The sequence below is a fragment of the Pelorhabdus sp. sgz311001 genome, from assembly GCF_055901755.1.
In genome coordinates this window covers 1,050,301-1,063,974 of sequence record NZ_JBVXUT010000001.1, presented here as the reverse complement: position 1 = coordinate 1,063,974, position 13,674 = coordinate 1,050,301, and the positions used below count along the sequence as shown (strand labels likewise).

Genomic DNA, 13,674 nt, shown 5'->3' with positions numbered 1-13,674 from the left:
ACGACAAGAAGCTGCCATTTAGCGCAGCTTCTTTTTTATGAGAATTTGCAGGGAATTTCCGCGGAAGATCGAGGGAATTCCCTGCAATACTTTTATTCGGCAAAATATTACAATGAATTTGAATACTAATTATTTTAAGGAGGATTTGCTATTGTGTCAACTTATAAGTTGAAGGTATGGAATCCTGAAGATCCCGACTTTTGGAATCAACAGGGGAAGAAGATTGCGTCAAGAAATTTGTGGATTTCCGTAACGGCTTTATTATTATCATTTTGTATTTGGATGTTATGGTCGGCTGTAGCTGTCAATTTGAACAGTGTTGGATTTCATTTTACAAGTGATCAGCTATTCAGCTTAGCCGCTTTGCCGGGGTTTTCCGGAGCAACGCTGCGGATTTTTTATGCTTTTGCCGTACCGGTTTTTGGCGGTCGAAATTGGACAATCGTAAGTACAGCGTCGCTGTTGATTCCAGCTGTCGGAATTGGATTTGCTGTACAAGATCCCACTACAAGCTATACGACGATGGTTATACTTGCTATTTTATGTGGTTTTGGCGGCGGTAATTTTGCTTCTTCTATGGGAAACATTAATTCTTTTTTTCCGAAAAAACAGCGGGGAACGGCCTTAGGAATTAACGGTGGCTTAGGAAATTTAGGGGTTAGCGTCATGCAGTTTCTTGTCCCATTAATTATTACCACAGGCTTACTTGGCGGCCAGCCGCAAACCTTTGTTAAGGAAGGAATTACGAAGACTATTTGGCTGCAAAATGCTGCGTTTATCTGGGTCATTCCCATTCTCCTCACAACCGTTGCAGCATATTTCGGCATGAATAATTTAGAGACGGCCAAGGCTTCAGTAAAAGAACAACTCGTCATTTTTCAAAATAAACATACTTTTATTATGAGCTTTATCTATACGATGGCCTTTGGTTCTTTCATCGGCTACGCAGCCGTATTTCCCTTATTGATTAAAATTCAATTTGCCGGGATTGATCCATTAAAATATGCTTTTCTTGGGCCGCTTGTTGGCGCTTTATTTCGTCCCATCGGCGGTTGGGCCGCTGACCGTTTTGGCGGGGCCAAAGTAACTTTTTGGTCCATTGCGGTGATGATTGGCGCAACCTTTGCTGTCATTTACTTTATGCACATAGAGCATTTCTTATTTTTCTTTCTTACAGCGCTCATCTTATTTGTAATGACCGGAATTTCCAGCGGTTCGGCTTTTGGGATGCTGCCTAAGATTTTTACGACAAAAGACGCCGCTCCGGCTATTGGCTTTGTATCAGCAGTTGCGGCTTATGGCGCTTACTTTGTGCCGCAGGCCTTTGGTTTATCCATGAAAATGACAGGATCAGCTGATAGCGCGCTGTATCTGTTTATTGGCGCTTATATCGTTAGTTTATTTGTTATCTGGTATTTTTACAGTCGCAAAAATGCGAAAGTATGCTGTTAATAAGGAGGCGAAATTATGCAAGACGGACATCCTTTAAAGAAAAAGCTTACATTTTTCAAAGAAATCGCCAAATATAATGGCGGTTGGTCTCAGGAGGAAGCGAAAGATCGCAGCAGCGAAGAGCTTTACCGACAGCGCTGGCAGTACGACAAAGAAGTGCGCACAACCCATGGCGTAAACTGTACAGGCTCTTGTAGTTGGAAGGTTTTTGTGAAAAATGGCTTAATTACCTGGGAGAATCAACAAACTAATTATCCTTCTACTGGTCCTGACATGCCGGAGTTTGAGCCACGCGGCTGTCCGCGCGGTGCTAGCTTTTCTTGGTACGTTTATAGTCCGTTGCGGGTGAAGTATCCCTATATTCGTCGCCAACTGCTAGCCTTATGGCGCGAAGCCAAAGAAAAAAACACCGGAAATCTGATTGCAGCCTGGCAATCGATTGTTGAAGATCCTAATAAAAGTAAAACCTATAAGTCCGCTCGTGGCAAAGGCGGTTTTTTACGTTCTTCTTGGGAAGAAGTAAATGAACTGATTAGCGCTATGATGCTTTATACGATCCAAACCTATGGGCCTGACCGTTTAGCCGGATTTACGCCAATTCCAGCTATGTCTATGGTCAGCTATGCAGCAGGGGCAAGGTTTTTATCGCTAGTTGGCGCACCAATGCTTAGTTTTTATGACTGGTATGCCGATTTGCCGCCAGCATCGCCGCAGGTATGGGGGGAACAAACGGATGTGCCGGAAAGCGGCGACTGGTATAATGCGGGGTATTTGATGATGTGGGGTTCCAATATTCCTTTAACTCGGACGCCTGACGCCCATTTTATGACGGAGGTGCGCTATAAGGGCACGAAAGTGGTAGCGGTAAGTCCTGATTATGCGGAAAACGTAAAGTTTGCCGATCATTGGCTCGCCGTGCAGCCTGGTTCTGACGCCGCTTTGGCGCAGGCCATGACGCATGTTATTTTAAAAGAGTTTTATGTAGAGCGACAAGAAGCTTATTTCTTAGATTACGCCAAGCAGTTTACGGATTTACCTTTTCTTATTCTACTAGAAGAGAAATCAGATCAAACCTACGGACTAGGGCGGTTTTTACGGGAAAGCGACTTTGATAAAGCTGATAAGCATAGTGAGTGGAAACCGCTTATTTGGGATGATAACACCAAGAAGGCTGTTGTGCCGAAAGGTACAATAGGTCAACGCTGGGATGGTAACGGTCAGTGGAATTTGAAACTGGAAGATGAAGCAGGTGAAAAGATTGCACCGCGGCTTACCTTATTAGGAGCTGAAGATACAACCGTTTTCGTAGAATTTCCGGAGTTTTCCTCTTATGAGTCGACTTTATTTCAGCGTGCTGTTCCGGCAAAAAGGATTCGCATTGGTCAAAAAGAACTGACTGTTACAACTGTCTATGATCTTATGTTGGCTCAATACGGCATTGATCGCGGTCTGGCGGGAAATTACCCCCAAAATTATTATGAAACTGCTCCTTATACGCCTGCTTGGCAGCAAGAACATACGGGTATTGATCCTGAGCTAGTCATTCAAATTGCTCAGGAATTTGCTAAAAATGCCGCCGTTACGAAAGGTCGTTCCATGATCATCATGGGGGCGGGTATTAATCACTGGTTTAATGGTGATACGATTTATCGCGCTATATTGAATCTCGTTATTTTGACAGGATCGCAAGGCGTCAATGGCGGCGGGTGGGCCCATTATGTCGGGCAGGAAAAATGCCGTCCCATTGAAGGATGGGGAACGATTGCCTTTGCTCGCGATTGGTCGATGTCGCCTCGATTGCAAAATGCTACTTCGTTTTATTACTTTGCTACCAATCAATGGCAGTATGAAACGCACGGTATGGATACGCTTAAGTCTGCTGCGGTAGAAAAAACGCGCTATCGCCATCCTGCCGACTACAACGTCTTAGCGGCGCGGCTTGGCTGGCTACCCTCTTATCCGCAATTTGATAAAAATTCACTGCACCTTGTGCAAGAAGCGCAGCAGCAGGGCGCTAAGTCAAATGAAGACATTATAAAATATACCGTAGATGCTTTGAAAAGCAAAAAACTTCATTTTGCTGTGGAAAATCCCAATCAAAAAGAGAATTTTCCGCGGGGACTTTTTGTCTGGCGTTCTAATTTGATTTCGAGTTCCGGCAAAGGTCATGAATATTTTCTAAAACATTTACTGGGAGCATCCCACGGCTTATTAGCAGAGCCGAATGAAAGGATGAAACCGGAAGAAATCGCTTGGGAGAATGCCGAGGAAGGGAAGCTCGATTTACTAATTGATCTTGATTTTCGTATGGCTGGTACGGCGCTGTACTCTGATATTGTGCTGCCTGCCGCCACTTGGTATGAAAAGACCGATTTGAGCAGTACGGATATGCATCCTTTTGTCCATCCCTTTAATCCGGCAATTAATCCGCCCTGGGAAGCCCAGTCCGATTGGGATATTTTTAAGAATTTAGCCAAGACTTTTTCTGCTATGGCCAAAGAGTATGTACCGGAGGCAATCAAAGATCTCGTTGCCGTACCGCTTATGCACGATTCACCGGGAGAAATTGCTCAACCGCTGGGAAAGGTACAGGATTGGAGCAAGGGAGAAGTGGAGGCCATTCCCGGCAAAACCATGCCTAATCTGGTGCTAGTCGAGCGGGATTACAAAGAGGTTTACCATAAATTCATTTCATTAGGGCCATTAGTTGAGAAAAACGCTTTAGGGGCTCATGGAATTTCCTACTCGGCGAAAGAAGCAGTAGCCGAATTGAAAAAGTCCAGCGGCGAAATTACTTTGCCAGGAGCGGCGCTGGGCCGACCTGACTTATCTACAGCTCGCAAGGCGGCTGATACGATTCTAGCTTTATCAAGTGCTACCAATGGCGATTTGGCCACGAAAGCTTGGGCGGACGGAGAGAAAAAGACTGGTGTTACGCTTCATGATATCAGCGCTGGACGAGCTGGTGAAAAGATCACCTTTGATGATATTACAGCGCAGCCGCGCAAGGTCATTCCCACGCCTGTATTCACTGGTTCCAATGAAGGCAATAAACGGTATTCGCCTTTTACGACAAGCATCGAACGGCTTATGCCGTTTCGCACACTTACAGGAAGACAACATTTTTATCTAGACCATGAAATCATCTTAGAGTTCGGCGAAGCTTTACCTGTATATAAACCAACATTATCGCCGCTAGTCTTTTCTGATTTAGAAAAGAAACCAGAACAAGCAAAAGAAGAAATCGTTCTGCGCTATCTCACTCCCCATGGCAAATGGAATATTCACAGCACCTATCAAGATAATCTCCATATGTTGACGTTATTCCGCGGGGGGCCCCATGTCTGGCTGAATCATCAGGACGCTGCGAAAGCCGGTTTAGCTGACAATGATTGGGTAGAAGTATATAACCGCAATGGCGTGGTGGCAGCTAGAGCTGTAATCAGTCATCGCATGCCGCGAGGCACTCTCTATATGTACCATGCGCAGGATCGGCATATTAATGTTCCCGGGTCGGTGATTACGGGGGAACGGGGCGGTACGCACAATAGTCCCACGCGGATTCATGTGAAACCAACACAATGTATTGGCGGCTACGGCCAACTGAGTTACGGTTTTAACTACTATGGCCCCATCGGCAATCAGCGGGATATTTATGTAGCTGTCCGCAAGTTAAAGGAGGTCGCTTGGCTTGAAGATTAAAGCGCAAATTGCCATGGTTATCAATTTAGATAAGTGCATTGGTTGTCATACTTGTAGCGTAACTTGCAAAAATACCTGGACAAATCGCCGCGGCGCCGAATATATGTGGTTTAATAACGTAGAAACGAGGCCAGGCGAAGGTTATCCAAAAGCGTGGGCAGATCAAGAGAAGTATCAAGGCGGCTGGGAACTAAAAAACGGCAGCCTGGCTTTAAAGAGCGGCGGTCGTTTGCAAAAACTACTGTTTCGGCTATTTTATAACCTCGATCTGCCTACACTAGAAGATTACTATGAACCATGGACTTACAACTATGATTCACTGATTCATAGCGGATCCAAGCGTCACCAACCTGTAGCTAGACCGGAATCGGTTATTACCGGTCAGAAAATGAATCTTACGCAAGGCCCGAACTGGGATGATGATTTGGCCGGGACTCCGTTTACTGGCCCCAGTGATCCAATCGTCAAGAAATTGCAGGAAAAAATTCGCTTTGAATTTGAAGAAACTTTTATGGCCTACTTACCGCGTTTGTGCGAGCATTGTCTCAATCCTGGCTGCGTCGCTTCCTGCCCCTCCGGTGCCATTTATAAACGGGAAGAAGACGGAATTGTTCTGGTAGATCAGACTGCTTGCCGCAGTTGGCGCTTATGTATTTCCGGCTGCCCTTATAAAAAGGTTTATTTCAATTGGAAGACCTATAAAGCGGAAAAATGTATTTTTTGTTTTCCTCGCATTGAAAATGGCCAGCCAACGATTTGTTCAGAAACATGTTCCGGTCGGGTTCGCTATCTTGGCGTAATTCTCTATGACGCCGATCAAGTACAAGCTGCTGCTTTAAAATCAGATGAGCAGCTTTATGAAGCGCAGAAAAACATTTTCCTTGATCCGACCGTTCCCGCGATTATTAAAGCGGCAAGAGAGGCGGGAATTCGGGAAGACTGGCTGAAGGCTGCACAAAAATCACCCGTTTATGATTTAGCCGTCCGCTATGGCGTGGCTTTACCGCTGCATCCAGAGTTTCGGACTTTGCCGATGGTTTGGTACATTCCACCGCTCAGTCCGATTGTAAGTGCCCTACATCACGAACAAGACGCATCACCGGCCTTTTTTGCCGAACTCTCCGCTATGCGGATTCCCATGACCTATCTTGCGCAATTATTAACAGGCGGCAATCTCACAGCTGTGGAGAGCGCGTTAAGCAAGCTTTTAGCCATGCGTTCAGCGATGCGTTCTATTTCTTTGCAGGAGCCTGTCGATCAAGAGCTGCTTCGCGCTGCCGATTTAAAAGTTGAGGATATCGAGCCTTTATATCGACTTTTGGCTATTGCGAAATATGAGGATCGTTTTGTTGTGCCAACAGCTAAACGAGAAGAAAGCAGCGCATCACTCTATGAGCAACAGGGAAGCTGTGGCTTCTGTCAGAATATGCAAGGAGGTGGACGCCGTGGATAAAGCAGCGTTGGCGCTGATTATCCCCTTGTTGCAGTATCCTGAGGGGCGAGGCGAAATATTTAGAAAAACCGCGCAGGAAGCTGCAAGTCTAACCGACAGCGAAGTTTCGAAAAATTTGTTTGTTTTTTTACAAGCTTGTCAAGCGTTTCAAACAGACGAACTTGCGGCAAATTATGTGAGCACTTTCGATTTTAATGAACAAACAAGTTTGTATCTCACTGCCTTGTTATTTGGTGATGAGCGAAAACGAATCGAAGTACTTACTGCTTTAAAAAATATTTATCTACAGTCCGGCTTGGCCTTAGACGAGACGGAACTGCCAGACTATTTACCGGCCCTATTGGAATTTTGCTGCGCCGCTGAAGAAAGTAAAGCGAAGGAAGCTTTACAGTTGGTACAAGGTGCAATTGAGCTGCTATATCAGCGCTTGGCAGAAGCGAAAAGTTTTTACAAAGAATTATTCGCAGCTCTAGTGATCGCTTTAGAGAAAACGGATACAACATTGCCTGTAGGAGGTGTTTTATGAATTTTGTAGAACAATTCTTATGGATCTTATATCCCTATATCGCTTTGACTTTGTTTGTAGTAGGTCATATCTATCGTTATAGCTCTGACCCCTTAGGCTGGACAGCCCAATCAAGTCAGCTATTAGAACAGAAAAAATTGAAATGGGGAAGTTTCCTCTTTCATTTTGGAATTGTAGCGGTATTAGGCGGTCATATTGCCGGGCTTCTAGTTCCAAAAGCTTTTTTTGACGGAATTGGTATTTCCAATGAATTGTATCATCAAGGCGCTATCTACGGCGGCGGCCCGGTAGGTTTGATTGCTTTTGCCGGAATGGTTTTACTTGCTTTGCGTCGCTTTGGGAATGATCGAATTTTAGCGGTAAGTTCGGTTAGCGATCGCCTGATCGTTTTGCTGTTGCTAGGTGAGATTTTACTAGGTATAGGCGCTACTTTTAGCAATTTATTTGATGCGAGCCATTTTGATTATCGTCAAACAATTGCGCCATGGTTTCGAAGTCTCTTTATCTTTTGCCCTGATAGCACCCTTATGTCTTCTGTACCATGGATATTTAAGTTGCACATTTTAGCAGGATTTTTTATTTTCGCTTTGTGGCCTTTCACGCGTCTTGTTCATGTCTGGAGCCTACCTGTTGAATACTTACAGCGAGCTTATATTCAGTACTGGCGTCGATGATGCAAGAAAAGCGGGCTTGGCCGATAAATTTTAATGGCTTGGAGCATCCCCCTATGAACCAATTGGAAGAAAAAATTATAACTTTATTAAACAATACAAGAAGCGAAGCAAGGGCTGATTTTTCAGCACTTGCTTGCCAAGAGCCGGTTCAAGGCGTGATTCGTTGGAAATATGCTGTAGGCAATCAAAATGAACGCTTTCGCCGTATTGTACTTCATAGCGGCAAAGGAATTGCAGGCAAAGTACTTCTTTCGGGCCGCCCGACGCAAGTAGTGAATTATCAGCCAATGCCACATGACGATCCTCGCGAATATCCTATCTTATATGCGGAACAACTTCGCACAGCTTTAGGAGTGCCTGTATATATCGATAAAAGAGTGCACGGCGTTTTACTCATCGGCTATCGCAGTGATTGGAATCTAACTATAAAAGAAATTTCTTTGACGCAAAGGTACGCAAAAGAATTAGAAGCTCTTTTCACCCAGTATGCGGTGCAGGGTTTTTAGTACGGAGGCTTTGTTCATGGAAGACGCAAGATCAGATGCATTTTGGAAACATCTATTTTCTCAATTAACCGATGCGGTTGTGCTAGTTGATTCGCAAGGGTTTATTACTGATTGTAATTCTGCAGCCTGTCAATTAACGGGATATTCAACTGACGAACTGTTAAAGCCTTTGAAATTGAGCGAGTTGTGCCAAGGAATGGCGACAAGTCACGAATTTACTGCTTGCCGGAACTGTTTTGCTACTATGGAAAGTACGCCTGCATTCTCGTGGCGGCTGCGGGATAAGAATGGCCAGATTCTTTGTTTATCAGCTAGCGCCACTCGTTTAATAACGGAAATAGGAAACTCTCTTGTTGTAGTTTTTCGTGATGTAACAAAATATCAAGAGCAAGAAGAAGAATATTTTCAGCGCAAGATCACTCGCTATATGATGCAAGCCCAGGAGTTGGAAAGAAAGCGAGTATCGCGGGATTTACATGATGGCGTTGGTCAGACGATCTATAGCTTAATTGTTGGCCTGAATACGCTGGAACATGCTGGGGGTGTTCGGGCAAACCAACAGTCTCAGTTTGCTATGACGAAAGAGTTAGCTGTTCAAGCGCTTCATGAGGTGCAGCATATTGCTGTTGATTTACGCCCTTGTTCGCTCGATGATTGGGGTCTGACTGCAGCCTTGCGTTCTTTCGCCAAACAATTTGAACAAACCTACGGTATAGTAACAGAGCTGAATATTAACGCGGCAGAAAAGCGCTATGATCCGGCCATCGAAACAGCCTTGTATCGTATTGCCCAAGAAGCCATGTTGAATGCCGCTAAATATGCCAATGTAGATCAACTATTTCTTGAGTTTCAAGATGCGTCAGAGGTCGTGCAACTTATCATTCAAGATGATGGACGGGGATTTTCATTAGAAAATGTTACGATTCAGGGAACTGGCTTAGGACTTTACAGCATGCAAGAAAGAGCAGAACTAGTGGGCGGACGCTTTGTGCTAAAAACTGAGCTGGGCAAAGGTACAACGATTCAGGTTACCATACCTTTAGCAGAGGGAAGGGAAAAATACAATGATTCGCGTATTGATTGCTGATGATCATGCTGTTGTGCGTGCTGGCCTGGCTATGATGATTAATTCGCAGGACGATATGGAGGTCGTTGGGGAAGCGGCTGACGGACAAGAAGCCGTTGCTGCAGCGCTTAAACTACAGCCTCAGGTAGTTCTAATGGATTTGAGGATGCCGCCGGGAGAAAATGGCCTTGTCGCTACGGCGCGTATTCGAGAAGCGGCTCCAGCCATTCGTGTGCTGATTTTAACCATGCATGATGATGAAGAATATTTGTTCCAATCTTTAAAAGCTGGAGCTGCGGGCTATATTTTAAAAACAGCGCTTGATTTTGACGTAATTCGCGCCATTCGTTCTGTCTCCAAGGGCGAATCCTATCTATATCCCTCAGCGGCTAAGTGTTTGATTGAAGATTTTTTGCAGCGAGGGAAAAAAAGCGAAACCTTTGAATCGCTTAATTTATTAAGTGATCGGGAACAACAAACTCTCCGGCTTGTGGCTATGGGCTACGGCAATAAGGAAATTGCCGAAAAATTGTGCCTTTCCGTGAAAACAGTAGAGGCTTATAAAGCAAAGATCATGGAAAAACTTCATTTGAAAACAAGACCCGAACTCGTAAAATATGCACTTAAAAAAGGGCTTTTAGATTTAGAGAGTTGAAGTTTTATATATGAAGGGTGGGGCGCTAATATGCTTGATCGCTATGGCAGGGCGATTCATTATTTGCGAATTTCTGTTACGGAGAACTGTAATCTGAACTGCCGCTATTGTCGGCCTGACAACGAATTTATAAGACAAAAAAAGAGTATGACGCATCAAGAAATTGTGCGTTTCGCCGCGATTGCTGCTAAGCAAGGAATTCGCAGTATTCGGTTCACTGGTGGGGAGCCGTTATTGCGGCAAGATCTTGCCGCAATTATTTATGATATCCATCGAATTCCTCAAATTGAAGATGTTTCGGTGACAACGAATGGCGTTTTTTTTACTGAGCAAGCCAAAGAGCTTAAGGCAGTTGGTTTAAACAGAGTAAATTTTAGTTTAGATACGTTTCGTCCCGAACGGTTTTCTTATATGACGGGACAGGATGAGCTTCACAAGGTATTAGCGGCAATTGAACAGTCCATTCAAATCGGCTTATCTCCAACCAAAATCAACACAGTCGTTTTGCGCGGCTTTAATGATGATGAGCTTCTTGATTTTGCCGCCTTTGCTCACAAAATGCCACTACATGTTCGCTTTATCGAATGTATGCCGATTGGCAATCTTACTTTTTATGATCAAGAAAAAACTGTTTCAATTGGAGACATGAAGCAAATTTTAGCACAGCATTATACGCTTGATCCTTTTGCTGAGGTTACGGGCAGCGGCCCTGCTGAATATGTCCGTTTACGCGGTGGCCAAGGAACGATCGGTTTCATTGGGGCATTAAGTGAACATTTTTGTGCCGAGTGTAATCGCCTGCGCCTTACAGCTGATGGAAAATTACGGAGCTGTCTTTTCGCTAAAGGTGAGGTTGATCTTTTGACAGAGCTGCGTCAGGGCGCACAAGATCAGGATCTAGCTGAGCGATTTCGCCTGGCAATTCGCAAGAAACCATTAAGACATGAAATGCAGTCTGGCTGGGGAAAAAATAATCGACGCATGATGTATCAAATCGGCGGTTAAGGGGACTGTTTTTTGAAAGAGGTGAGTTTTTGGCTACAGTGATTGCCGTAAATTGCAGCACTAAAAAAGGCGTTGTTAAAAAACCTATTCTGAAAGGTTTCTTTAAAATGGATCATGGACTCGAAGGCGATGCGCACGGTGGCAATTGGCATAGACAAGTAAGTTTATTAGGGCGGGAAAGTATTGCCAAAGTAGAAGCTGTGATCGGACACCATCTTTCTCCCGGTGTTTTTGCCGAAAATATTACAACAGAAGGAATTTGTCTTTATACATTGCCGATTGGAACTTGCCTAAAAATTGGCAATGCTGTACTTGAAGTTACGCAGATTGGCAAAGAGTGTCATAGTGGTTGTGCTATCCGGCAACAGACTGGCGATTGTGTAATGCCGCGTGAAGGTATTTTTGCCAAGGTGGTCCAGGCAGGATCGATTCAATCAGGTGATAGCATTGATATTATGGAATAAGCGAAAGCGCTTGGTTTAGCCAAAGCGCTTTCTTTTTTATGTAGCAGGAGTTTTGGGGAGCCACAGGGAAGAAACAAGCAAGCCATTCGAAGGTTGTAACATTGAATTGATAGGAGAGTTTATGAATGCTGCAAAAAAAACTGCTAAAATATTCGATTAACTATTTATTTATTATAATTCTCCTCACAACTTTCAGCTTAATTGGCTATGTTGTTTTTACGAGCTGGACCAGCTCAATAGAAACAATCATTGCCGATATTCAAAGTAATACGAATCAGCGTCTTCTCGTGCAGATTGATCAGTTTATTAATAATCCCCTGATTATTAATGAGGCGAACCGCAGTTTATTAGAACAGAATATTATTGATTTATCAGATCGGCATAAACGAAATGTGTACTTTTCTAGTGTTATCGAAGCGAATCAAGAGGATATTTACAGTTTTAGCTATGGCTCTGAAACGGGAGACTACTTTGGTGCTAGAAGAAATGACCACAATGAGATTGAAGTTTATGAAAATACCTTGTCAACAAATGGACGGACTCGCTATTATGCGGTAAACAGAGCTTTCGAAAGTACTCTATTAGTGCAGGAAACAGCTCCTTTTGACGTCAGAACAAGAGATTGGTATAGTCTTGCCAAGAAAACAAGAAAAGCAGTCTTTTCGCCGATTTATAAACATTTTGTTATGAATGACTTGGCCATATCGGCAGCGTATCCAATTTATAATAAAGCAGGAACTTTTGAAGGGGTTTTAGGAACCCATCTAACGCTTTCGCGTATGAATCAGTATTTACAGGATTTGGTGAAAAGCAACAAGGGACTTGTATATATCGTTGAAAAAGATACGGGTTATCTAGTGGCTAATTCACTGGGAGAACCTAACTTTTTAATATACTCAGAAAATGGGCAAACCGTTTTGGAACGAAAACAAATCTCTGAGGTGCGGCGGCAAAGTATTACTAAGGCGTATGAAAACTATAAGAATTCCCAAGGGGCTACACTTTTTGATGAAAATGATAGTGAAAAACTGTATGTAACGGTTTTGGAATACAATAAAGAAGGTCTCCACTGGCTGATTCTTTCGGCAATTCCCGCTACTCCTTTTACTGCAGCCGTTACTAATAGTATAAAAATGACTTTGGGGGTATCGCTCTTAGCAGTTCTTACGGCTATTTTATTGTATATTAAAAGTACGGGGCAAGTTTTAAAACCCATTTATCATCTCATTGAAACTACGAGGCGTTTTTCTGCTGGTGATTTTAAACAGCGGGCGACTATTTTTCGTGATGACGAGGTCGGTACTTTGGCGCATTCTTTTAATACTATGGCTGAACAAATTCATGAATTTGTAAATCATTTAGAAGCGAAAATTTACGAACGAACTGCTGAATTAGAAGAAGCAAATGAGAAATTAGCCTTACGTACTGGCGAATTAAAGGCTGAAAAAGATTTGGCAGTAAAACGTTTTAATGAATTAAATGCTCTTCATGATATTGCAGCTGAAGTACAGCTTGGTTTTTTACCGGAACCTTTTGAAAACGAATTTATAAGAGCGCAATATTTGTTTAAGCCTATTGAAAAGTTAAGCGGTGATATATTAGATTTTATTTGGCTAGAGGATCATGAAAAATTGTGCGGCTTTATTGTTGATGTATCAGGTCATGGCTTAATTGCTGCGCTACGCACCCATATTTTGCATGGATTATTACATGATATGTACTTAAACGGTGGAACGCTCTCAGAAAAAATGGCTGCTTTAAACCAACAGGCGTTGCGCTACTTTGATGAGTCTAGCTATGCTGCAATTCTCTTTTTTGAAATTGACTTCAAGACAGCGATGCTGCGTATTGTATCAGGCGGAAATTATTATATGATTGCTTCTTGTGAATCGAAGCAGGGGGTTGTAAAGCTTCCTGGCTCCTTAGTAGGGTTACTTCCTGTAAACGTAGAATATTCTACCGTAGAAATCCCCTTGCAAACAGGCAATGTTTTTGTTTTTGGCAGCGATGGCTTATTTGATTTGCTAAAGGAAGAAGAAATTAAAAGTTTTTCTTATGAGCGATTATACCAGCAGCTTACAGCAAAAACCGAACAGGCTGGGCGCTGGGATGATGCATCGGCAATTTTTTTAGAAATCAAAAAAGTATAAAACTTGGACAAGAACTTGCAA

Annotated in this window: 11 protein-coding genes; all 11 read left to right on the top strand. The window is 43.4% G+C overall.

Annotated elements, in window-relative coordinates; genetic code table 11:
• Positions 1 to 153: 153 nt before the first annotated feature.
• The 11 genes from AC0MXB_RS05495 (at position 154) to AC0MXB_RS05445 (ending at position 13,653) form a co-directional block, all read left to right on the top strand.
• A complete protein-coding gene (locus AC0MXB_RS05495) occupies positions 154 to 1,452 on the top strand; it encodes an MFS transporter (RefSeq protein ID WP_474038603.1) in 1,299 nt (432 codons plus the stop codon).
• 15 nt (positions 1,453 to 1,467) lie between these two features.
• The gene (locus AC0MXB_RS05490; protein ID WP_474038602.1) at positions 1,468 to 5,154 is read left to right on the top strand and encodes a nitrate reductase subunit alpha; all 3,687 of its coding nucleotides are present in this window, start codon (positions 1,468 to 1,470) and stop codon (positions 5,152 to 5,154) included.
• Positions 5,144 to 6,607: a nitrate reductase subunit beta gene (narH, locus tag AC0MXB_RS05485; RefSeq protein ID WP_474038601.1), complete on the top strand. Its 1,464-nt coding sequence runs from the start codon at positions 5,144 to 5,146 to the stop codon at positions 6,605 to 6,607. Before AC0MXB_RS05490 ends, narH begins: the two co-directional genes overlap by 11 nt.
• Complete coding sequence (gene narJ / locus AC0MXB_RS05480) at positions 6,600 to 7,133, top strand: nitrate reductase molybdenum cofactor assembly chaperone (RefSeq protein ID WP_474038600.1); 534 nt, start codon at positions 6,600 to 6,602, stop codon at positions 7,131 to 7,133. The genes narH and narJ overlap by 8 nt, the downstream gene beginning before the upstream one ends.
• Positions 7,130 to 7,807, top strand: coding sequence for a respiratory nitrate reductase subunit gamma (narI, locus tag AC0MXB_RS05475; protein ID WP_474038599.1), 678 nt, complete (start codon positions 7,130 to 7,132; stop codon positions 7,805 to 7,807). The genes narJ and narI overlap by 4 nt, the downstream gene beginning before the upstream one ends.
• Before the next feature lie 53 nt (positions 7,808 to 7,860).
• A complete protein-coding gene (locus AC0MXB_RS05470) occupies positions 7,861 to 8,313 on the top strand; it encodes a GAF domain-containing protein (protein ID WP_474038598.1) in 453 nt (150 codons plus the stop codon).
• Between the two features lie 16 nt (positions 8,314 to 8,329).
• Entirely contained in the window at positions 8,330 to 9,400 is a 1,071-nt protein-coding gene (locus tag AC0MXB_RS05465; protein ID WP_474038597.1) for a sensor histidine kinase, read from the top strand.
• Complete coding sequence (locus AC0MXB_RS05460) at positions 9,378 to 10,034, top strand: response regulator transcription factor (RefSeq protein WP_474038596.1); 657 nt, start codon at positions 9,378 to 9,380, stop codon at positions 10,032 to 10,034. Before AC0MXB_RS05465 ends, AC0MXB_RS05460 begins: the two co-directional genes overlap by 23 nt.
• A gap of 30 nt (positions 10,035 to 10,064) precedes the next feature.
• Positions 10,065 to 11,039 (top strand): GTP 3',8-cyclase MoaA, encoded by a 975-nt coding sequence (gene moaA / locus AC0MXB_RS05455; RefSeq protein ID WP_474038595.1) that lies wholly within the window; start codon positions 10,065 to 10,067, stop codon positions 11,037 to 11,039.
• Positions 11,040 to 11,077: 38 nt separating this feature from the next.
• Positions 11,078 to 11,503, top strand: a complete 426-nt coding sequence (locus AC0MXB_RS05450) for an MOSC domain-containing protein (protein WP_474038746.1) — start codon at positions 11,078 to 11,080, stop codon at positions 11,501 to 11,503.
• A gap of 125 nt (positions 11,504 to 11,628) precedes the next feature.
• A complete protein-coding gene (locus AC0MXB_RS05445) occupies positions 11,629 to 13,653 on the top strand; it encodes a SpoIIE family protein phosphatase (protein WP_474038594.1) in 2,025 nt (674 codons plus the stop codon).
• Positions 13,654 to 13,674 lie beyond the last annotated feature (21 nt).

Bases quoted from the DNA above. Each gene is read 5' to 3' on its own strand.
- AC0MXB_RS05490 (WP_474038602.1), top strand. From the start codon at position 1,468: ATGCAAGACGGACATCCTTTAAAGAAAAAGCTTACATTTTTCAAAGAA.
- narI (WP_474038599.1), top strand. From the start codon at position 7,130: ATGAATTTTGTAGAACAATTCTTATGGATCTTATATCCCTATATCGCT.
- AC0MXB_RS05470 (WP_474038598.1), top strand. From the start codon at position 7,861: ATGAACCAATTGGAAGAAAAAATTATAACTTTATTAAACAATACAAGA.
- AC0MXB_RS05465 (WP_474038597.1), top strand. From the start codon at position 8,330: ATGGAAGACGCAAGATCAGATGCATTTTGGAAACATCTATTTTCTCAA.
- AC0MXB_RS05460 (WP_474038596.1), top strand. From the start codon at position 9,378: ATGATTCGCGTATTGATTGCTGATGATCATGCTGTTGTGCGTGCTGGC.
- moaA (WP_474038595.1), top strand. From the start codon at position 10,065: ATGCTTGATCGCTATGGCAGGGCGATTCATTATTTGCGAATTTCTGTT.
- AC0MXB_RS05445 (WP_474038594.1), top strand. From the start codon at position 11,629: ATGCTGCAAAAAAAACTGCTAAAATATTCGATTAACTATTTATTTATT.